21 protein-coding genes, 2 riboswitches and 1 other annotated feature are annotated in these 22,485 nt (G+C 35.2%); of the genes, 3 read left to right on the top strand and 18 right to left on the bottom strand.

Annotated elements, in window-relative coordinates:
* Positions 1 to 42 precede the first annotated feature (42 nt).
* The 4 genes from COO03_RS19320 to COO03_RS19305 form a co-directional block, all read right to left on the bottom strand.
* A complete protein-coding gene (locus COO03_RS19320) occupies positions 43 to 627 on the bottom strand; it encodes a TerD family protein (protein ID WP_097898714.1) in 585 nt (194 codons plus the stop codon).
* Between the two features lie 23 nt (positions 628 to 650).
* Positions 651 to 1,247 carry a TerD family protein gene (locus COO03_RS19315; protein ID WP_097898713.1) on the bottom strand — a complete coding sequence of 199 codons (597 nt, stop codon included), beginning with the start codon at positions 1,245 to 1,247 and terminating at the stop codon, positions 651 to 653.
* 517 nt (positions 1,248 to 1,764) lie between these two features.
* Entirely contained in the window at positions 1,765 to 3,195 is a 1,431-nt protein-coding gene (gene proS, locus COO03_RS19310) for a proline--tRNA ligase (protein ID WP_097898712.1), read from the bottom strand.
* Between the two features lie 43 nt (positions 3,196 to 3,238).
* Positions 3,239 to 3,448, bottom strand: a binding site (T-box leader).
* 104 nt (positions 3,449 to 3,552) lie between these two features.
* Complete coding sequence (locus COO03_RS19305; RefSeq protein WP_097898711.1) at positions 3,553 to 3,837, bottom strand: YesK-like family protein; 285 nt, start codon at positions 3,835 to 3,837, stop codon at positions 3,553 to 3,555.
* 156 nt (positions 3,838 to 3,993) lie between these two features.
* On the opposite strand from COO03_RS19305, the gene COO03_RS19300 reads away from it, so the two are divergent.
* Both COO03_RS19300 and COO03_RS19295 read left to right on the top strand, forming a co-directional pair.
* Positions 3,994 to 5,307, top strand: a complete 1,314-nt coding sequence (locus COO03_RS19300; RefSeq protein ID WP_097898710.1) for an alkaline phosphatase family protein — start codon at positions 3,994 to 3,996, stop codon at positions 5,305 to 5,307.
* Positions 5,308 to 5,413: 106 nt separating this feature from the next.
* Complete coding sequence (locus tag COO03_RS19295; RefSeq protein WP_097898709.1) at positions 5,414 to 6,697, top strand: MFS transporter; 1,284 nt, start codon at positions 5,414 to 5,416, stop codon at positions 6,695 to 6,697.
* Positions 6,698 to 6,866: 169 nt separating this feature from the next.
* Here COO03_RS19295 and COO03_RS19290 read toward each other — a convergent pair whose 3' ends face one another.
* From COO03_RS19290 to COO03_RS19235, 12 genes are all read right to left on the bottom strand, one after another.
* Positions 6,867 to 7,118 (bottom strand): helix-turn-helix transcriptional regulator, encoded by a 252-nt coding sequence (locus tag COO03_RS19290; protein WP_097898708.1) that lies wholly within the window; start codon positions 7,116 to 7,118, stop codon positions 6,867 to 6,869.
* A 102-nt stretch (positions 7,119 to 7,220) separates the two neighbouring features.
* The gene (locus tag COO03_RS19285; protein ID WP_097898707.1) at positions 7,221 to 7,805 is read right to left on the bottom strand and encodes a TetR/AcrR family transcriptional regulator; all 585 of its coding nucleotides are present in this window, start codon (positions 7,803 to 7,805) and stop codon (positions 7,221 to 7,223) included.
* Positions 7,806 to 7,885: 80 nt separating this feature from the next.
* On the bottom strand, positions 7,886 to 8,029 hold the full coding sequence (locus tag COO03_RS19280; RefSeq protein ID WP_097898706.1) for a histidine kinase: 144 nt from the start codon (positions 8,027 to 8,029) through the stop codon (positions 7,886 to 7,888).
* Positions 8,030 to 8,178: 149 nt separating this feature from the next.
* On the bottom strand, positions 8,179 to 8,433 hold the full coding sequence (locus COO03_RS19275) for a hypothetical protein (RefSeq protein ID WP_097898705.1): 255 nt from the start codon (positions 8,431 to 8,433) through the stop codon (positions 8,179 to 8,181).
* 14 nt (positions 8,434 to 8,447) lie between these two features.
* Positions 8,448 to 8,762, bottom strand: a complete 315-nt coding sequence (locus COO03_RS19270) for a thioredoxin family protein (protein WP_097898704.1) — start codon at positions 8,760 to 8,762, stop codon at positions 8,448 to 8,450.
* A 10-nt stretch (positions 8,763 to 8,772) separates the two neighbouring features.
* Positions 8,773 to 9,144, bottom strand: coding sequence for a J-domain-containing protein (locus COO03_RS19265; RefSeq protein WP_097898703.1), 372 nt, complete (start codon positions 9,142 to 9,144; stop codon positions 8,773 to 8,775).
* Positions 9,145 to 9,824: 680 nt separating this feature from the next.
* Entirely contained in the window at positions 9,825 to 10,574 is a 750-nt protein-coding gene (locus COO03_RS19260) for an ABC transporter ATP-binding protein (protein WP_097898702.1), read from the bottom strand.
* The gene (locus COO03_RS19255) at positions 10,571 to 11,569 is read right to left on the bottom strand and encodes an ABC transporter substrate-binding protein (RefSeq protein WP_097898701.1); all 999 of its coding nucleotides are present in this window, start codon (positions 11,567 to 11,569) and stop codon (positions 10,571 to 10,573) included. Before COO03_RS19255 ends, COO03_RS19260 begins: the two co-directional genes overlap by 4 nt.
* Positions 11,566 to 12,342, bottom strand: a complete 777-nt coding sequence (locus COO03_RS19250) for an ABC transporter permease (protein ID WP_141523251.1) — start codon at positions 12,340 to 12,342, stop codon at positions 11,566 to 11,568. The genes COO03_RS19255 and COO03_RS19250 overlap by 4 nt, the downstream gene beginning before the upstream one ends.
* Positions 12,314 to 12,634: an MTH1187 family thiamine-binding protein gene (locus COO03_RS19245; RefSeq protein WP_097898699.1), complete on the bottom strand. Its 321-nt coding sequence runs from the start codon at positions 12,632 to 12,634 to the stop codon at positions 12,314 to 12,316. Before COO03_RS19245 ends, COO03_RS19250 begins: the two co-directional genes overlap by 29 nt.
* Before the next feature lie 101 nt (positions 12,635 to 12,735).
* Positions 12,736 to 12,837, bottom strand: a riboswitch (TPP riboswitch).
* A 61-nt stretch (positions 12,838 to 12,898) separates the two neighbouring features.
* Positions 12,899 to 16,471 carry a non-ribosomal peptide synthetase family protein gene (locus COO03_RS19240; protein WP_373605260.1) on the bottom strand — a complete coding sequence of 1,191 codons (3,573 nt, stop codon included), beginning with the start codon at positions 16,469 to 16,471 and terminating at the stop codon, positions 12,899 to 12,901.
* A 63-nt stretch (positions 16,472 to 16,534) separates the two neighbouring features.
* The gene (locus COO03_RS19235) at positions 16,535 to 18,274 is read right to left on the bottom strand and encodes a methyl-accepting chemotaxis protein (protein ID WP_097898698.1); all 1,740 of its coding nucleotides are present in this window, start codon (positions 18,272 to 18,274) and stop codon (positions 16,535 to 16,537) included.
* Between the two features lie 143 nt (positions 18,275 to 18,417).
* A riboswitch (cyclic di-GMP riboswitch) is annotated at positions 18,418 to 18,505 on the bottom strand.
* A gap of 281 nt (positions 18,506 to 18,786) precedes the next feature.
* On the opposite strand from COO03_RS19235, the gene COO03_RS19230 reads away from it, so the two are divergent.
* Entirely contained in the window at positions 18,787 to 20,100 is a 1,314-nt protein-coding gene (locus tag COO03_RS19230) for an anaerobic C4-dicarboxylate transporter family protein (RefSeq protein ID WP_097898697.1), read from the top strand.
* Positions 20,101 to 20,170: 70 nt separating this feature from the next.
* Here the strand turns inward: COO03_RS19230 and ilvA are convergent, their stop codons facing one another.
* Together ilvA and COO03_RS19220 are read right to left on the bottom strand one after the other, a co-directional pair.
* Positions 20,171 to 21,379 carry a threonine ammonia-lyase gene (gene ilvA / locus COO03_RS19225; protein WP_097898696.1) on the bottom strand — a complete coding sequence of 403 codons (1,209 nt, stop codon included), beginning with the start codon at positions 21,377 to 21,379 and terminating at the stop codon, positions 20,171 to 20,173.
* 111 nt (positions 21,380 to 21,490) lie between these two features.
* Complete coding sequence (locus COO03_RS19220) at positions 21,491 to 22,426, bottom strand: TPR end-of-group domain-containing protein (protein WP_097898695.1); 936 nt, start codon at positions 22,424 to 22,426, stop codon at positions 21,491 to 21,493.
* Positions 22,427 to 22,485: the final 59 nt, after the last annotated feature.

Genomic DNA, 22,485 nt, shown 5'->3' with positions numbered 1-22,485 from the left:
CATCAATAAAACTGCTGATTCACTGATGGGCATTAGCATTTATTACTCTACATCTAAGCCGAAGTTGTTACATAAAGCACCTAATCCGCCTTGGAATCCACTTCCAATTGCATTAAACTTCCAATCGCCAGCATGACGATATAATTCACCTACTACTACTGCTGTTTCAATAGAGAAATCTTCTCCTAAATCGTAGCGAATTAATTCTGCATTTTTTTCCTCATCTAAAATACGTACGAAAGAGTTGGATACTTGTCCAAAGTTTTGGCTACGGCCTTCACCATCATAAATTGTAATGGTAAAGCAAATACGCTCGATGTGTGAAGGAACATTTTTTAAGTCTACTTTAATTGCCTCATCATCGCCTTCTCCTTCACCTGTACGATTATCTCCTAAATGTTCCACAGAACCATTTGCACCCTTTGGATTATTATAGAAAACAAAATCTTCTGGTCCTGATACTTTACCATTCGCACCTACTAAGAAGATGCTAACATCTAAATCAAAATCATGTTGTCCATCATAACGATTTGTGTCCCAACCAAGTCCTACAAGAACTTTAGAAAGACCTGGATTCGTTTTTGTTAAATCTACCTTCTGTCCTTTTTTTAATGAAATAGATGCCATATATGATTCCTCCTCAAATTGTATTACTGATAACGTGATACAATCTCACTTAAATTCTTATCTTGTGTTCCTTCACCAACTGCAGAAAACTCCCATTCGCTTCCGTGACGATACATCTCACCTGCGATTAACGTTGTTTTCCCTCCGTAATTTTCCGATAAATTATAACGTGCTAATTCTTCACGTGTTTGCGGATTTTGAATACGAATATACGCATTGCGAATCATCCCAAAATCTTGACGACGATTCACGCAATCATAAATATTTACAACAAATACTAAACGATTAATACGGCTTGGAACTTTATGCAATTCTACGAAAATTGTTTCGTCATCGCCTTCTCCTTCACCTGTTAAATTATCACCTGAATGAATAATGCTTCCACAAGTAGAAAGCTTATTTCCAAAATAGACAAGATCATTCTTATTTACAAAACGGTCATTTTCTAGCATAATCACGGATGCATCACAATCAATGTTCGGTTTACTTCCAAATAACGAAGATAGAAATCCACCTGATTGCCCCATTGGGTCCCATCCTAAGCCAACCTGTAATTTTGCTACTCCTGGTTGTCCCTTTGTTAAATCAATCTTCTGTCCTTTTTCTAAAATAATAGGCATGAAGTTTCTTCCTTTCTACAATGTATTTTCCTAATGGGAAAATATTGTATTCTTCTATTCTATTGTAGCATTATTTGTCGATTGAAAAAAAGAATAAATTTCTAATTATATGAAAACATTCGCACCATTTAGTCATAAGGATGTAAGAAGTGGGAAATTACCCCTATCATTCCGGCATGATTACGATTTTTCGCAAGTTAAATCTCACAATTATCATAAAATATAACTGGACCTTTATCTCTTATACATCAATTAAAAAACCGACATAAAACCTCTCTTTTTAGATGGGAGAGAGCATCTATTCATGCATAGAAGCGGTCATGGCCTTTTTCTGCCACATGCGAAGGAAAAACAGAAAGAACAAACAAGTATAGGTTACTTTTTATTCTGCATCGCAGGGAGTTAGATGTCGAAAAATTAAAATGGATTTATATCGTTTCAGATGAAGGTCCAGTTTATTAATTAAGGAATGTATTCAAATAGAATACGGCTCAAGCTAAATTTAAACACCAGCACATTAGTACGCCTTGCCCCAGTACACCATATGTTCAGCTTTTTTACCACAACATACACATTCTCCTGCTAACTGTTCTTGCTCAAATGGTATACAACGTGATGATACACCTGCTTCTTCTTTTAATTTTTCTTCACAAGTTAGCTCACCACACCACATTGCTTTAATAAATCCTTGTTTTTCGTCAGCTGCTTGCTTCATTTCTTCAAAGGTCGTAACACTATATGTGTGTTCATCACGAAACGCCTTTGCTTTATTAAATAAAGTATGATGAATCTCATCAAGTAACGCTGTAATTCGTTCTTCTAATTGATTCATGGATACAAATTCTTTTTCCTTCGTATCACGTCTCACAAGTACTACTTGGTTCTTTTCAATATCTTTTGGACCAACTTCTAATCGAATTGGAACACCCTTCATTTCATACTCATTAAATTTCCATCCAGGCGTTTTATTACTAGCATCCATCTTCACACGAGCAACTTTTTGAATACGACCTTGCAACTGCGTTGCCTTTTCTAGAACGCCTTCTTTATGCTGCGCAATTGGTACAATAACAACTTGTACTGGTGCTACTTTAGGCGGCATTACTAACCCGTTATTATCACTATGGACCATAATTAATCCACCGATCATTCTTGTTGATACACCCCAAGATGTTTGATGTGCATATTGCCATTTCCCATTCCGATCTAAAAACTTAATATCAAATGCTTCAGAGAAATTCGTTCCAAAATTATGAGATGTTCCTGTTTGAAGCGCTTTTCCATCATGCATTAAGCTTTCAATCGTATAGGTTGCCTTCGCTCCTGCGAACTTTTCTTTATCTGTTTTCTGCCCTTTAATGACTGGAATAGCTAAGTAATCTTCACAAAAAGAAGCATATAGATTCAAGATGTTTAATGTTTCCTTTTGAGATTCCTCTGCCGTTTCATGAATTGTATGACCTTCTTGCCATAAAAATTCAGTTGTACGAAGAAATGGTCTCGTCGTTTTTTCCCAGCGAACTACTGAACACCATTGATTATATAATTTTGGTAAGTCGTTATAAGACTGGACAATTTTTGAAAAATGCTCGCAAAATAACGTTTCAGATGTTGGACGTACACAAAGTCTTTCCGCTAACTTCTCATCTCCTCCATGTGTAACCCACGCTACCTCAGGTGCAAACCCTTCCACGTGGTCCTTCTCCTTTTGAAGTAAACTCTCTGGAATAAACATTGGCATATACACATTCTCATGACCAGACTCTTTTAATTTTTTATCCATCACTTTCTGCATATTTTCCCATAATGCGTATCCATATGGGCGTAAGATCATACATCCTTTTACACTTGAATAATCCACAAGTTCAGCTTTCTTTACAATATCGGTATACCACTGAGCAAAGTCTTCTTCCATTTTTGTAATGGCTTGTACCTGTTCTTTTGCCATAGCTATTCCTCCTTTAGAAAATAAAAAAAGCCCGTGTCCCCAAAATAGGGACCGAGCTTTTGCCGGCGTTACCACCCTGATTCATGCACAAATAAATTATACATGCTCTCTTTTTGATAACGGGAATTTCCCGCTGCATATGCAGAACGCAAAGGTAGGTTCCATATCGCCTTTTTAAGAATCTTCCAGCCAAACGGATTCTCTCTCTACAAAAAAGGTGGGACATGTACTAATCCTTTTTCATCGTTATAACAAGATAAATTTGTTGAATATCATAATATAAATTCTATTTCAAAACAATAGCTACTTTTCTTATTTTTATATATTCTTTTCATTTTTTTCTGTTTTATACTGCATTTATACATAAGTTTTCCGAAAGAGTTTTACGATTTGATGAGTAATCATACCGATAAGTGTTCCCACTAAAACAAAGAAACATGCAATACCGTAACCCATTCCATCCCATCCGCCAATAGCGAAGATTGTAACTGGAAAGAAAGCTAAACAAAGAAGAATTAAAATGAGTGCAAATATAATATCAAATGATCTCTTTGGGAATCGCTTCTTTAATAAAAATGAAACAGCAAATACAATGAGAATTGTTACAGCCCCAATTATAAAAAACACTTCAAATCCATCCATCCCATTCCCTCCTTCCATTCATTTCCCTATAATATATATTATATGTTTAAAAATTCAAAAAATAAATAATAAACTTTCTTCAAATATAAGTTTTTATAACTAGGTGTTAATAGTAATATATAATAATAGGTTACATATAATCAGGAGGTATACACAATGGGAAACCCATTAACAAATCATGTAATTATTTTATCTTTTGACTGTTTATCAGCTTTAGATTTTCCTATATTACAAGAACTTCCTCATTTTCGTTCTTTAATAGAACAAGGTGCAATTGCAAAAAAGGTAGAAGCTATTTATCCTTCTGTAACATATCCAAGTCACGCCACTATTGTCACTGGTAACTATCCTAACAAACATGGTGTTGTAAATAATACATTACTTCAGCCTGGCCAAGAATCACCAGATTGGCATTGGTACCGCCGTTCCATTAAAGGAACGACATTATATGACGAAGCAAGAAAAGCAAATTTAACGACTGCTGCTCTCCTATGGCCAGTTACAGGAAGGGCAAAAATCGACTACAACTTACCTGAAATCTTTCCAAACAGACCGTGGCAAAATCAAATTCTTGTTTCATTATTTAGCGGAAGCCCGTTGTATCAGCTAGATTTAAATCGTCGTTTTGGCCATATTAGAAATGGATTGTCACAGCCAGAGCTTGATGATTTTGTCCTTGCCTCTGCTGTACATACCATTCAAACAAAAAAACCTAACGTTATGTTTGTACACTTTACAGATTTAGACACGCAAAGACATTATCATGGATTTACTTCTAAAGAAACCCAAGCAGCTATTCATCGACATGATGAACGACTAGGGCAAATCATCAATGCATTGCAAAAAAGTGGTATGTACGAAAACAGTACAATTATTGCTCTTGGTGACCATAGTGCTCTAAGTGAAAATAAAGCAATTCAATTAAATGTTCTTTTCCATCAAAAAGGACTAATTTCTGTAAACAAAAAAGGAAAACTAACAAGTTGGAAAGCCTATTGTCAAAGCTGTGACGGCTCTGCCTACGTGTATGTGAAAGATAAAAATGATACTCAAACCATCCAAACGGTTCAACACCTTCTTGAAGAACTTCTTCAAGATAAACAAAATGGAATCGAATTTGTTCTCCATGATGAAGATGCAAAAGAGCGCGGTGCTGATGGAAATTGCCTTTTCATGTTAGAAGCAAGAGAGGGCTATTACTTCATTGAAAATTATACGGGAGATTTTATAAAAGAAATTACAGAAAAAGATGTAACTTCCAATAAAAAATATACATTTGGTACACATGGATATTCTCCGACAAAACCAAACTATGAAACAATCTTTATCGCCTCTGGAAAAGGAATTCGTCAAGGTGCAACCATTCCATATATGAGATTGATCGATGAAGGCCCTACCATTGCCAGATTACTTGGATTACACCTTGGTGAGACAGACGGAACTGTGATAGAGGATTTACTTCAATTGTAAAGAAATGTGTATATGTAAAAGTTATGTAAAACTTATCTCTGTTTCTCTTTTTTAAATTTTTATTTTTGTACACTAATATTAGAACATTTTTAAGGAGGAACATTTTATGAAAAAAATGTCCAGGCAAGAAAAGAGCTGGATATTGTATGACTGGGCAAACTCGGTATACTCGCTCGTCATTACAACTGCAATATTTCCGATTTATTTCAAAGCTGCAGCAAAAAATGCAGGTTTATCAGGTGCAACTTCAACAGCTTTTTGGGGATATGCGAATTCTTTCTCTACGCTTTTAATTTCCATTCTTGCTCCTATTCTTGGTACAGTTGCTGATTATAAAGGGTTTAAAAAACGCTTTTTCACATTCTTTTTTGGACTCGGCATTATATTTACAAGCATGTTAGCAGTTGTTCCTACATCACAATGGCACTTACTCCTAGGATGCTATATGCTCGCTTTAGTTGGATTTGCTGGAGCGAATATTTTTTATGATGCGTTCTTAGTAGATGTAACATCAGCAGAGAGAATGGATCGAATTTCAACACGCGGTTTTGCACTCGGTTATATTGGAAGCACAATTCCTTTTATCGCTTGTATCGCTCTTATTATCCTTGCACAAAAGGGAGCTATTCCATTATCAGTCGGCATCGCTAGTCAAATTTCCTTTGCAATTACAGCACTTTGGTGGGGATTATTTACAATTCCAATGCTTAAAAATGTAGAACAAACGCACTATATTGAACGGCATCCAAGACCAATTACAATGAGTTTTAAACGTTTAGCTATTACTTTTAAAAATATTAAGCAATATAGAACTGTATTTTTATTCTTACTCGCTTACTTTTTCTATATCGACGGGGTTGATACAATTATTACCATGTCAACTGCTTATGGAACAGATCTCGGGATTAGTGCAACAAGCTTACTTATCATTTTGTTTGTAACACAAATTGTCGCTTGTCCATTCGCCTTGTTATATGGAAAACTCTCTGAAACATTCACAGGTAAAAAGATGCTATATGTCGGTATTATTATTTATATCATTATTTGCACATATGCTTATTTCTTAAAAACAACACTAGATTTTTGGATTCTGGCAATGCTTGTTGCAACTTCTCAGGGCGGGATTCAAGCACTCAGCCGCTCTTATTTCGCTAAATTAGTTCCGAAAGAATCCGCAAATGAATTCTTCGGATTTTATAATATTTTTGGTAAATTCGCAGCTATTATGGGACCTGTATTGGTCGGTGTAACAACTCAATTAACAGGAAAAACAAACGCTGGTGTACTAAGTGTTATCGTCCTATTTGTTATCGGTGGATTTGTACTAACACGAGTACCCGAAAATGCTCCTTCTGTTACACCCCCTGCTCCAAAATCAGAAACACTATAACAAAAATGTCCCTTTCTATATGACAGGGACATTTTTTTATGGATCTTCTATCTATACCACTTACCCCGAAGCTCTGTTAAGCAATAATAAAGTGCAAATGCCATAGCACTTACCCCCACTACAAACAGAAACAATAAACTCATTCTACTTTCCTAAAAATTGTCTTTCCTTATTGCTTATATAAAAATAATTTATCAACAGTTGTCCCTAGCACTTCAGCCAAACGAAATGCTAGTGCTAAACTTGGATCATATTTATTATTTTCAATTGCATTTATCGTCTGTCTTGATACTTTACACTTATCAGCTAATGCACCTTGTGAAATATTATTTTCAGTGCGCAATTCGTAGATTTGATTTTTCACGCTATTTCTCCTAACCTGTAAAATCGGTTTTACAACATCAGTATATATTCGGTACATATAGTTGTCAAAAAATTCCCAGACAAAAAAGGGGCGGTAACTGCCCCCCTCTTTCAAAACCGACCGTTCAGTCTAATTTAGTGTAAGAAAAAAGCTGCTGATTTAAGATTCAGCCGCCATTCCTTGTAGTAATACATCGATTGCCTTTTTGTAAATTCGCTTCATCTCTGTAGAATCTAGCTCATAGTAAAGTACGCCAAGTCCAGATAATAAACCATTTACAATATACATAAGATCACGAATATCATCTTGACGGAATTCTCCGGATTTTATGCCTTCTTCAATTAATTTTTCAAAGACAGCATATGACGCTCTTGCTAAAACTAGCATTTCATCTAGAATCTCTTTGCTCACCACTTGGCTTGTAGAAAATTCTTCTACTGCACTAAAAATAGGATGTTGCGTGTCTTCTACATGATACTCAGCAAGACCATATAATTTTTCAGTACTCGTACAATACTGCTTTTCCTTCACATTCCATTTTTCAAGCCAATCATACGTATGTTGTTTTACTACAAATAAAAATAATTCTTCTTTACTTTTAAAATGATAATAAATACTACCTTTACTACGCTCTGTAATTTCACAAATATCTTCCATAGATGTTGCGGCATATCCTTTTCGTGAAAACAATTCTTCCGCTTGGTAGGCTATTTCTTTTTTTATCTCTTCTGCACTTTTTCTCATATTTACACCTCATAAAACCGACCGTTCAGTCCAATGATAACAAATATAAAACCTCCATTACAAGAGGCTATATTCCTGATTTAAGAAAATATATTTTCAAACCACGTTTTAATCATATGGATAGCTCCAATCTTAAAGCCCAATTTAATAATAAATACACCACCTGCCACTAATAAAAATAATGCTACTTTTCCTTTATTTTTAACTTCTGGCTTTTTCTCCATGTTCATTCCCCTTATAACATCATATATTCCTTATTTATCAATATATCACTCTTAAACAAACGTTTGTTTAGCTGATTCTATACAGGTTTAGGCCAACTAATCAAACGTTTGTTTAAAAAGGAATACGCCCATAAAGAGCGCATTTTTCATTAATCTCCACCGCCGCCACAGCTACCACCATCACCGCCTGAAAAACCGCTATCTCCCCCAGAGAAACTTCCGCAATCATTTGAACTATCACTATCTGATCCTGCAAAGAAAATTGGTGTAGAAGTAGTTGTAGATGTTGTACTATCTCCACTACCTGTTTTATAAAGGTTCACTTTCTTTCTGCTTGCCCGAATTGATTTTGCAATCATTCCAATTAAAACTAAAAATAATAGTGCCGCTATTGCAAATCCCATATAAAAGGCCCCCTTTATTTTTCAACTAATTGTAGTACTCGCTCTATCTTCTCTAAAGAAATAAATCGTGACTCACGAAGTATCTCTTTACCCTCATGAAATAATAAAACTGTTGGACCTGTAAACACTAAATACTTCCCTGAAATTTCTCTCATATCCTGTAGTGAGATTACAATGTTTTCTACACCTTGATAGTGTTCTAATAAGCGACTTACTTTCTCTAACATCACATCACAAACACCACAGTTTTCAGTTTTGATGAATAAAAGCGCCAAGTCTTTTTCTTCAATATATGCTACTAATTCTTCTATCGTTTGAAAATCTCTCATATTATCCCTCTTAACGTAATTTACGAAACACTTGATTTTGGTACATACGAAATGCCGAATTTCCTTTTATTTTTCTCTTTTCCATTAACTGTTGAAATCGCAGCGTTTTTGCAGTTAACTCTTCTTGCAATCTTGTTCTCTCTGTTTCATCATAACAACACGCAATTAAATCCTCTATTTTCAATATATCCTTTTGTAGTTCCATCTCTGCTGGAATCATTCGAGCATTTTTCAAAATCTTATAGCTCATTCTAAGATCTGGAGGTACCATTGAAAGGTCTTCTAATTGCAGTGGTCTTCCTTTACCAGGTAGATCATCAAGATCACCATTATGAACTGCTTGACGAATTCTTTCCTCAGCAATACTCAAGAAAACATCCACTTCCTTCCCTCCCCTTACATATTTTTACTATTATTTTACATGAAATTTTAAAATGTCGCTACGATGTGAAGTAACACCCTTACACAATTTTTTCTCAAATTATCTTCTAAACAACCTAATTTTCATATTGAGAAAGTCTTTCTCTTTACTGATGGGGCCTTTTCAGTCTGAATTGTAAGCTGAGATTTTTACTTTTTACGTAGTTCTCACCTTTTATTTTTTTAGATTGGACATATAATTCAATTTAAAAAATAAATTATTATTATATTCAATTTTACATACGAAGTTTATGTGAAGTTGAATTGAATTTTACATGAATTTCCTATAAATTTCCTTGTTTTTCTATATCAATCACATTATTCTGTATTTATAGAAATAATTGTTGTTCCGATTGAAACTATCTATACATATAAAAAAGATAGTGGCCTATTAGGGAAAGGCATCTATATAGTATTCATAAAAATATAAATATAACAACAACTATAGAAAAAGCACGCTTATATGTGCATCATAAAAGTGCTTATTCATACAATTCTCATGTAAGAGTTATCGAAAATCATATGAATCACAGAGAAAAGGCGTTAGCTTTTATCGCTAATGCCTTTCTTTTTTGTTCCGTTTTCTTTGAACATTTCTCTGTAATAAAAAGCATCTGAACACTCTCTGTTCAGATGCTTTCTTTACTTTCTCATATAAGGAGCTAATATTCTTAAAATCTCCGTTTTGTCTTCTTTTAACTCGAGGGATGTTAACATATCCATCGTTCGAGGACGAGGTAAGTTAACTTTCACCTCACCTACAATTGCTGCTGGTCTTTGTGACATAATAAACACCCGATCAGATAGTAATATTGCTTCATCTAAGTCATGCGTTACCATCACAATCGTTTGTTTCTCTTGATGCCAGGAATCTAGAAGCCAACGATGCACTTCCATTTTTGTGAAAGCATCTAATTTTCCAAATGGTTCATCAAGTAGCATAATAGGTTTTTCACATAAATAAGTACGAAGGAAACTAATCCGCTGTCGCATACCACCAGATAATGCATCTGGATAATGATTTGCATATTCAGACAGACCAAATTGTTTTAATGCTTCCATTCCTTCTGCAAGACGCTCTTTCTTCGGCTTTCCCTCAATTTCCAATGGAAGCACAATATTTTGCAAAGCTGAACGCCACGGAAGCAGTAAATCTTGCTGCGGCATATAACTCACGATATCTTGTTTTTGGACAAGTTCGTCATTATACATTACCTCTCCACTAGTCGTCTCTTCGACACTCGCAATCATATTTAATAACGTACTTTTTCCGCAACCACTTGGCCCTACAAATGAAACAAATTCACCCTCGTGTATCGAAGCACTAATCTTCTCTAACACATTTTTCCCATCGAACGCCTTCACAACATCTTTTATTTGTAATCCGCTCATTTTTCACTTGGAAGGAATTCATTTGTAAAGGCATCTTTTACATCAATTTTCTTTTTAATAACTTTGTTATCATATAAGAAATTCATGTAATTTGTCCAAACTTCTTCCTTTTGTACTCCCCATGCTTTTGCATCATCCTGATATTTTGTACTTAACCACTTTTGGCTCTCTTGCACTAAATCTTTATTAATATCTGGTACGTTTTTGATTAAAATATCAGCAGCTGCTTTCGGATCCTTAATTGCAAAATTATATCCTTCCGCTGTGGCACTCATAAATTTTTTCACAAAATCTTTATCTTGTTTCGCATGCTTTTCACTTGTAATAATAACAGGGCTATAAAAATCTAGTGCTGGATCTAAATCTTTTACCATAATTGTATTTAATTCTTTTCCTTGGCGCTTCGCTTCGATGCCATCCCATCCATAGTAAATCCATTCAAAATCTGCGTCACGACCAATCGATTTAAAGAAATCTGTTTGTCCAAGCACAATTTTGTTTACTTTACTAAAGTCCGCTTGATGTTTATCCATAATTGTTTTTAATGTTGCTTCTTCCGCTGGTGCTCCCCAGCCTCCATAACGCTTGCCTTCAAAATCTTTCGGTGAAGTAATATTATCTTTTTTCAAAGATGCAAATGCAGATGTGTTATGTTGAATAATTGCTCCAATCGAAACAACTGGAATTCCCTCAACACGTGCAGATGTTACATTTTCTTGATAACTCACACCAAAATCTGCTTTTCCTGAAGCAATCATTTGCTCTGCTGATACATTATCACCCGGTTGAATAATTTCTACATCTAAACCTTGCTTCTTATAATAATCTTTCGTCTTTGCTACATATAAACCAGTATGGTTTGTATTTGGGAACCAGTCTAAAACAACTGTTACTTTCTTCCCTTTATCTGTACTTTCTTCTTTCTTCGCCGGATTACAACCAACGACACCTACTGCGAGTAGTGCGGCTAGCATAACTTTTAAGCCTTTTTTCATTTTCTGTCTTCCTTTCTGTATATCCATGGTGCTGTTATTCTTGCCATAAACTCTACGATAAAATACAAGAGCAATGTCACCATGACGATAATAGCTGCGATACCGAAGACACGAGCAGTTAAAAAGGATTTTGTCGCTCTTGTGAGCATAACTCCTAATCCTTCACTGGCTCCAAGCCACTCCCCAATAATCGCCCCCATCACACTATATGTGACAGCAATTTTTAATCCCGAGAAAAAATACGGAAGCACGGCAGGGAATTTTACCTTTTGATAGATTTGCCACTTTGTTGCACGCATTGTTTGTAATAACTTGAGCATGTTTTTATCTACCGTTTGAAAACCTTCTAAAATGCTAAGGGCAATCGGAAAGAAGCAAACAAGAATAACAACCATCACCTTTGGTAACATGCCGTATCCGAACCAAATAATAAATAAAGGTGCGAGCACCACGATCGGAATCGTTTGTGAAATAACAAGCAACGGATTAATTAAAATGCGAAAGAGCGGAATAACATCCATAATAATAGCAATACTCGTTCCAAGCAGAATCGCAAAAAATAACCCGATGATAACCTCTTGCAATGTTTGCAGCGTATTTGGCAGCAATAAATCCTTCATTCCAATCAGTTCCTGTACAATAGCAGAAGGCTTCGGTAAAATCCACGATTCAATTTGAAATATTGAAACCGATCCTTCCCATATAGCAATGAGAAGGATAAGCCAAATCGTTGTAATTGTTATGTTAGATCGCTTCTGGTTTTTCATATTCATCACGATACTTCCATACCTTTTCATCAATCGTTACACCTGTACTTGGACGATAATGGATTTTAATAGAAGTAATAACTTCCTCTGCACCAGCATCGACGCAAGCTTGTTGTGCACGTTTAATGACATCAAGAAGTACGTCTAATTCTCCTTCCAGTGTTGTTTCCATCGCTCCTACTTCATAGCGAACGCCTGATTGTTGTACGACTTCAATCGCTTTATCAACAACTGCATATAAATCTTTCGTTTTTGCTTGCGGTACTACTGAAAATGAAATTGTAACCTGTTGTGACATGTTAAAATCCCCCTTGCGAAATATGTTTGTAAAAAGAAAAGGCTTTCCTACCATCACGTAGGAAAGCCTTGTATGCAAGTTATTATAAAATAACATATGCTACATCACTTTAAGTAACTCCCTACGCTGGCATTATCCAGATCAGGTTGAGGGTCGATGTATTCTTACATCCTCTCAGCCAATTGGCTCCCCGGTTCTTAATTCGTTTTCATTGTAGCATGATTTATTTTATTGAACAAACAAAAGCACACTAAGCCCTTTTCATTACTTGTCCATTTTTGGAAAATATCCTACTTGTTTACCATGTGCTAACAACTTCTGAATAAATTGTGTATCAATTGCTGGTACCACAACTTGTTTCTTCTGTATCCACTCATTTGTTCTTCTAGTACCCATTACAATTTCAGATTGCTGCGCTCCATCTCCTGCGACTTGTGAAGCAATTAATTCTGCTATCACATCATTCTCTTTGGCTAGCTTCAGACCAGTATCCACATATTGTGAAAGTGGAACAACATCGAGATCATATCCGCATTCCATAATCAACTGTACAAAGTTTTCAAATTCAACTTGATATGGATGACAAATATGCAGAGTTTCTCCTACAATTTGTGGATCCTGCATATAAGTTACGATTGATTTACTCGCAAAATCTATTGGTGTAAAATCAACTTTCCACTTCACACTCGGTGCTTGTCCTACTAGCAACATAGTCTTAATTAAACGATAGAATGCATTTCCTTCAATATTTTGTTGAAATGCTCCTGTCTCTGAATGACATGCTAGATTGCCTGCACGATAAATATTTCCTCGCATACCACGTTTCATTGCTTCACGAACAAGATTCTCTGCTTGCAGCTTACTATCAGAATAAACATTCTCTAGCTGCACATTATAATTGAAGTCACCAATTTTCTCATACGTATCCCATTGTTCTACAGCTAAATCTATTGGAATACCAATCGTAGAAATGAAATGGAATGTTGCTCCTTCATCAGCTAATGCAAGCATACGTCTTGTTCCTTGAACATTTACATTTTCAAATTGCCTTACGTCTCCAAAATGCCTTACATCCGCACCGCAGTGAATTACTGCATCAATATTAGAGCGTATCGATATAAACTCTTCCTCATTTAATCCAAGACAATCTTCTCCAAGGTCACCAGGAACAGCTGTTATACGTGCAAGTAATTCATTAGGCATATCGTTAAAATAACCTGTTAATGTATCGATAATTCTTTGCTGTACATCTTTCGTGGGTCTTACTAAACAATAAATATGTGAAGAAGTTTGTTGTAATAATTCATATAAGACATGAGACCCTAAATAACCAGTTGCCCCTGTTAAAAAGATATTCGAAATACGGCTACCTTTTATAACTTCTGGATACATAATAGTCTTTGGTTCATGAATCCATTTATATTCACGAAATACTTCTTTTTCTTCTACTTTTAATTCCCTCTGTATTCTCGCTAATTGGTACACTGTTTTTTCCTTAAAGAAATCTTGAATTGTTAAATGCGGAAAATCTTCTTTTAACAATGTTAAAATTCGCAATACTTTTAATGAGTGCCCACCAATTGTAAAGAAATCATCATGTACACCAATTTTTTGAATCTCTAATACTTCAGCCCATGCCTCTGCTATTTTCTTCTCGCTCTCAGTAGATGGTGCAATATATTCTTGCAGACGAATTGGTTCATAATCCTCTTCTAATTCTGCCAATTTCTTAATATCTACCTTTTTATTTGGTGTAAGCGGAAGTTCGTCAATATAAATCAATTTAGATGGCACCATATAATCTGGAAGTTGTTCTCTCAATTCATGTATCAGCTCTGATATAGCTATCCCATCAACCGTTGTATAAAAAGCGACTAAATAATGACTACCTTCTGCGCTTTTCTTTGTAAATACAGATACTTCTTTTATTTTTTCATATTTTGCAATCGTATTTTGAATTTCACCTAATTCAATACGATGTCCTCTTATCTTTACTTGGTTATCTTTTCGGTGTAAAAACTCAATGTTTCCATCTTCTAATAGTTTTACAATATCACCAGTTTTGTATATTTTACTATTAGGTTTAAAAGGGTGCGAAATGAATGCTTCTGCCGTTTTTTCTGGCTTATTAAAATACCCCTTTGCTAATCCCACTGATTCTATATATAGTTCCCCTGGGATACCAATTGGACATAGCTTCCTATTCTTATTCAAAATCATAACCCGATAATTATCTGCTGGTTTCCCAATTGGGATACTAGCCAGATTATCATTTAATTCTGCCGGAATTGCATAGGCCGTTGTTGTAATCGTGCACTCCGTTGGCCCGTATGCATTATTTAATTGAACATGCGTTCCGATTCGCTCTCTCCATAGTCTAACAACTTCCGCTGTCAGCATTTCGCCACCAACCGCAATTCTCTTTAGTGAATTCAATTTATATGTATCTTCTTCCGGAAGATATGTTGCGACTTGTTGTAAAAAGATTGTAGCTAAGCCTAAAATAGATGTTGCCTTCACCTTATAGATTGCATCAGCAAATGTATCTACTGATAATCTTTGTTCATCAAGTAACACATATAAATTCCCACCACAAAATAGCGACGCAAACAATTCCCAAATAGATGCATCAAAACTAAATGACGGAAATTGTGCAAAAACATCTTCCTCTGTTAATTCATAATGTTTTTTCATCCATGTACATAAATTAACTACACCACGATGTGCAAGCATAGTACCTTTTGGATTTCCTGTAGATCCTGACGTATATATCATATATGCAATATCATCAAGATGAATTGGAAGTTTTATATCTGTATCAGGAAACGTATTACTTTCATAAACGGACAATTCTTGAATCCCTGTATATGTCAATTTGGTTTCTTTTGTTAATACTAACGTTGACTGGCTATCTTCAATAATATACTGTACACGATTCGCTGGATAATCAGGATCGATTGGAATATAAGCAGCACCTGTTTTTAAAATAGCTAATAAACTTACTACCGTATCAATGCTACGTTTCATAAAGATACCGACATAGTCACCCTGCTTCACCCCATGTTGTATTAACATATGTGCAATTTGATTACTTTTTTTATTCAATTGTTCATATGTTAAAGATCCCTCGACCGAAGATAATGCGACACGGTTTGAAAATTTTGCTACCGTTTCATAAAACATCTCGGTAATATTTTTATTTGGATACACGACTTTGGTACAATTTATTTCATGATATAACGCTAACTCTTCTTCTGTAAGAATATCCATATCTACAACAAATTGCTCTTCATTTTCAAAGCCTTGTTGTAATACATGCTGAATTTGTTTTACATAACGGATTGCTGTTCTTTCTTTTAATTGCATTATATTGCAAGAAACTTCAAAATCTCCATTTTCGTTTTCTGTGAAGTTCAACTGGCCATATGTATTTTCTTTTCCAATTACAACAGGTGCTAGTCCCCATTTTTTATCATCATACTTTATTGCTTCTCTTTGTTCTTTCTTCATATTTTGAATTTGCATCATCTGGTCAGCGACTTCTTCTTTTAATTCTTTATAAGAAAGTTCCTTTGATATATTCACAAATAATGGATATGCCATTTCCCCTGTATGATAAAGAACTACAATTTGATTTTCGTTACTAGCATGATGCATCCATACAAAGATAGCCGTTACCATTTCTAGCATATCTGTACCATCTATATAAACATCTTGTAGTTTTTCTTGTTTATTCTCAGCTGTTTGAAAATCTTTTGGAATTATAATAGATTCATAATTTTGTTGTAAAAATTGTTTATACTTCTCCACATAAGAAACTTTTAAAGAAATACTCATTCAAAACCCTCTCTTTCCATTGGATAAAGGTGTGGATTTTTACCACACCTTTTTTATATTCTATTAACTTTTAAACTCACCAATTAGTTCTTGTAATTCTTGAGCAAGCCAACTTAAGGATGTAGCTAACTCAGCGATATCTTGAACAGACATCTCTTGCTCTTTCATACTCTCTTCTACATGACCGCTACTATTCGCATATGTCTTAGCAATATGGGATAATTCATCAACAACTTGAACAATTCCTTGGCTATTTTGTAAAATATCATTTGAATTACTAGAAACCTCTTTGACTTGATTCGTAACAGATTGTGCCGATTTTGAAATTTTTTCGAAGAAGGCACCACTGCTCTGAACAAGTGTAATCCCAGATTCTACTTCTTTCGAACCTTTTTGCATCGAAACTACAGCTTCTTCAGTTTCTGCTTGTGTTTCTCCAATTAATTTAGCAATATCTTTAGCTGATGTCTCAGTCTGTTCTGCTAGCTTACGTACCTCGTCTGCTACAACGGCAAATCCTCTCCCTGCTTCCCCAGCACGAGATGCTTCAATAGATGCGTTTAAAGCAAGTAAATTTGTTTGATTCGAAATTCCTGTGATAACAGTTACAATGTCGCTAATTTGTTTTGAGCGATTTTCTAATGAATAAATAATAGAAGATAGATCTTGCACTGCACTTTGAATCAAATTCATTTGGTTAATAATTTGATCAATGACTTCATTTCCTTCTACTGAATGATGCTCCATACCTTCAGACGCATTTGCAACCTGTTTAGCAGCACCTGTAATCTCTTCTATTTTACTTCCCATCTCATGTACAATATGTAAACATTTTTGTACAGAAACTTCTTGAGATCGTGCTCCTTCATTTAAACCTTCCATAGAGCTTGCAATCTCTTGAACTGCCATGCTGTTTTCCTCTGTACTTGCTGATAGTTCTTGTGAAGAAGAAGAAACTTGTTCTGCCGTCTGCTTTACTTTATCAATAATCGATTTAAACTTTTCAATTGTAGTATTGAAGTAGGCATTAATAATCCCAATATCATCTGGTCGCTCTTGTAATTGAATACTTAAATCTCCCTCTCCTACTTTACGTAACCCTTCACGTAAATCTTGTAACGGAGCTAAAGAACTGCGGACAATAAAAAATTGAACTACAATAGCAATTACTAATGAAATAGAAATAAAGATTAAACCTTGTATAATAAACTTTTGCTTTGTGCTAGGAACGATAGAAGCATCTACATCAGCTGCCACAACTGCAACAATGTTTTTTTCTTGATCAGTAATCGGTTCTAATATCGTTACCCATGAACCAAACTCATCTTTATACACTTCTGTCATTTGTGCTTTCTTCGTATCCATTACTTTATGGTATGCTTTCATCCAATGATCCGGTTGTCCAAAATACTCACCTGGTTTCACAGGTACGGACTTCGCCAACTTGGTGTTTAAACCAACAATTTGTAGTTCGCCCTTTTCATTCGTTTTTGAACTTATTACATATGCTTGTCCCACGCTTTTTAATTTTTTTGTAACTTCATCTAGTTGCTCCGTTAGCTTCTCTTTCTTCACTCTTTGACTCGCAGGGTCCTTCGCAATATCTTCGATCAATTGCTTGTCTAACTCATTTAATACAGTATCCCCTGTTTCAATAGATTGTCTTTCAAATAAAGACATCATGTTGCTTTGGAACATATTAAGACTTATTACTCCCATACTTCCAACAAGCGTTAAAATAACAAGGACGGTTAATAATACATTTTTCTGTAAAAACGATAGCTTGTGCCAATATTTTTTCATCAAAACTACCTCCTTTATTTTTCGTATAATAAGATATAAGAATATAAATAACACCCAGAAATGATAACACTTCTCATTTAAGGGTGTGCAAATAAAAAAAAGACCAATGTAAAAAAAGCATTGGTCAAGACCAACCCTATCCGTCCGGTAACTGGCTAGCTTAGTCAGTTTTTGACCTTAGCTCCTATAGTTTTGCGCCCTCATGTTTCCATTAGTTTGCCTTTCTCGCTGAACGAGTTGAACGATATGGGAGTTTTATGAGAATTAAATATTCTCTTCCACAGGTTACAACATAAAAATTAAATTGTCCACTTATTTGCACATATAAATATAAAATTCAAATAAAAAGTTTTATCAAAATAATTCTATAAAAAGAGTGAATGTTACTTTTTATGTGTTATATAATAAAAAAGGTTTATAAATAAAGGTTTCATTTGGATGCTTTATTAATTTTTACACAAATTAAATTATTCAAAAATATCTAATCCTATGAATTCCGGAGGTAGTTTATCATGTTTTGGCTACAATTTCTTACTTTACTGCTCTGCATTTTCATTGGCGCACGCCTTGGCGGAGTTGGTCTAGGAGTAATGGGTGGAGTCGGTATGGCAATCCTCGTATTTGTCTTCCACTTGCAACCTACAGCTCCCCCTATTGACGTTATGCTGATGATTTTAGCAGTAATTACAGCTGCCGGTGCATTGCAAGCAGCAGGGGGGATGGATTATCTTGTCCACCTTGCAGAAAAAGCATTGCGTAAAAATCCAAAGCGTATCACATTTTTCGCACCTATTGTAACTTATTTATTTACGCTGTGCGCTGGAACTGGTCATGTTGCCTATTCTGTACTTCCTGTTATCGCAGAAGTATCACGTGAATCAGGAATTAGACCTGAACGCCCGATGTCAATCGCCGTCATTGCTTCACAACAGGCAATTACAGCAAGTCCAATCTCGGCTGCAACTGTTGCTCTTTTAGCAATGCTAGCTGATTATAAAATTACATTGTTAGATATTTTAAAAGTAAGTATTCCTTCTACTTTTATTGCTTGTATGTTAGCAGCTTTTGTTGCTAGCAAAATGGGAAAAGAGTTAAATGAAGATCCAGAATACTTGAAACGATTAAAGGAAGGCATGATTCCTAAACTTGAAGAAAAGAAAGAGTTTGTAGGTACAAAGGGCGCCAAGTTATCTGTTATTCTCTTCTTATTCGCAACTATTTTTGTTGTTCTTCTCGGTTCATTCGAAGCACTTCGTCCAGGATGGATGATAGATGGAAAATTAGTTCGACTTTCCATGCCAAACACAATTGAAATGGTCATGTTAACAATTGCTGCTCTTATTATTATCTTCTGTAAACCAAATGTAGAAAGTATTGTATCTGGTAATGTCTTTAAAGCAGGAGCTACAGCTGTCGTTGCCATTTTTGGTATCGCTTGGATGGGAGACACATTCTTTAACGGAAACTTGAATATAATTCAAGGATCCATTCAACACTTAGTAACAAGTGCACCATGGCTATTCGCTATCGCACTATTTATCTTATCAATCTTACTATATAGCCAAGCAGCAACAGTACGTGCTCTCGTGCCACTTGGATTATCACTTGGCATTTCACCGGCACTGCTCATTGCAATGTTCCCTGCAGTAAATGGTTATTTCTTCATTCCAAACTACGGAACCATTGTTGCTGCGATTAACTTTGATCGTACTGGAACAACACATATCGGTAAGTATGTATTAAATCATAGCTTTATGATTCCTGGTCTTATCGCAACATTTACTTCCATTGGAATTGGAATGCTACTCATTTCAATCATGTTTTAATGAACGAAAAGCACAAACTTTTTTTCAAGTTTGTGCTTTTTTCATTTAATCAAACGTTTGTTTAAAACTTTCATTCAATAACCTCTACGTGATACCCTTTCCTTTCTATTCCACTTAATATTTCTTCAATATGATTTTTATCTTTCGTCTCTAATGACAAGTGGATCTGCGCATACCCTGGAAACACCTTTGTTCCAATTCGTTCTAAATGTATATTCAATACATTTGCTTCAAAGCTTGTTACGATTTCAAGTAAATGTTGCAAATATCCTGGTTTATCTTTAATCATTGTTGCAATATGGACAAAGCGTCCGGCTTCAACCATGCCATGCTCAATGATACGTGCAATGAGGTTTACATCAACGTTACCACCACTTAAAACCGGCACAATTTTCTTCTCTTTCACTGGGATTTTTTGATAGAGTAAAGCAGCCAATGAACTAGCACCCGATCCCTCTACTAATAATTTATTGCGCTCAAGTAGCATTAACATCGTTCTCGAAATTTCCATTTCATCTACACAAAAAATATCATCCACATAACGTTGTACAAGTTGAAATGTTAAATCTCCTGGCCTTTTTACTGCAATACCATCAGCCATAGTCGGTGCACCATCTACTGTTATCACTTTCTTTTCTTGAAGTGATTGCTTCATCCCTGGACAAGCAAGTGCTTGTACGCCATATATTTTCACCGACGGTTTTTGCTCTTTAATCGCCATCGCAACACCTGCAATTAAGCCGCCGCCTCCAACAGGACAAATAACAGCTTCGACGTCATCAAGTTGCTGCATGATCTCTAATCCCACTGTACCTTGACCAGCAATCACTGCTTCATCATCAAACGGGTGAATAAATTTTGCACCCGTTTCTTCTTTCAAATCTAACGCATATGCCAAAGCATCATCAAATACATCCCCTTGTAGTTCCACATGCGCACCATATCTCTTTGTCGCAAGTACCTTACTTAGTGGTGCACCTTTTGGCATTACAATCGTGCAGGGAATACCCAGCATATTACTAGAATAGGCGACTCCTTGCGCATGATTTCCAGCTGATGCTGCAATAACTCCATTTTCTAATTCTCCTTTTTCAAGAGAAACCATCTTATTATAAGAGCCACGTACTTTAAAAGAGCCCGTCTTTTGTAAATTTTCAAGTTTTAAATACACTTCATTATTTGCTAGCTCGCTAAATGTACTTGAATAATCTAGTGGTGTGATATGTACAATGCCTTTCATTTTCTCATAAGCAGCTATAATATCCTGTAAAGAAATCATGCATTCGCCTCCGAAACGATATATGTTCATATATATTAGTTTGAGCGACAAGATTTGTTTTATACGATTTTCTAACTCAAGCCCAATTCATTTTTAAGTATTTGTTATTATCTAGTTTGGTTCTACTATATATTGAACAGCTTCTGATAACAATTTTGTAAAATCATCTGGAAAAAGGTGCCCTAATCCTTCTTTCACAATTAGTTTACATTTGATATCATACTTCTCAAATATAGACATCAATTCAATTGTTTTCTTATAAAATGGATCTTTATCCCCCGTAATAATGCATCCTTTCAAATTAGCTACCTTCTTTGTCTGAATCAACTTTTCTATAGACTCTATGTCTCGAATAGCTGGTATAACAGCAATGAATCCCTTAGTAGCTAACAGATTATCATTTAAACTTAACTCTATTGCTAAGTTCCCTCCTTGCGAAGCTCCAGCAATTATTACTTGTTCCATATTATACTTCTCTTTAAAGTCACGAAATGTTGTAGAAATATCATTTAGAGCTATATCGTGCTTATCCCAGCAATAAGAATTCACTCCATATATTTGTGAGGACTGCGGAAATCCTAAAACATACTCATGAAGCAACTCATCATTATACCAATACGGTGCAAAATCATTTACATTCGAACCTCTCCAATGTAACGAAAATATTCCAGTGTTTGAATCCTCATTTCCATACACAAATAATTTAGAACTAGAATTCAATTGATGATTATTTAAAATAGCTTCACATTTCTTTACAATCAGTTTGAATTCTTCTCTGCTTTGTAATTCATGTAAGTCTGGATCACTCATTAAGGTATATGGATTCCACCAAACTCCTTTTGTTAAAGCTGCATTCAAAATAGCGAGCGCTTCCTCTTGTTTACCTTGGAGGGAATAAGCACATGCCTTCCAAAAACTCGTTTTATCTAGCCTTTCAGGGAAATCCTTTTGCGCTTTATGAATAAGTCTATGCATGGCCTCAAAATCCTTTTTTTCGAACAACTTGAACAGTTCATTTTGTAGCTCAACAAATTTTATTTTTATCACAAAGATTCCTCCCTTATTTTTTTCTAAATTATACCATTAGATCATCACGATAAGACTGA

This window comes from Bacillus sp. AFS098217 (assembly GCF_002551815.1).
Taxonomy (GTDB): domain Bacteria; phylum Bacillota; class Bacilli; order Bacillales; family Bacillaceae_G; genus Bacillus_A.
Note: the sequence above shows the minus strand (reverse complement) of the source record. Positions and strands in the feature narration are given on the sequence as shown.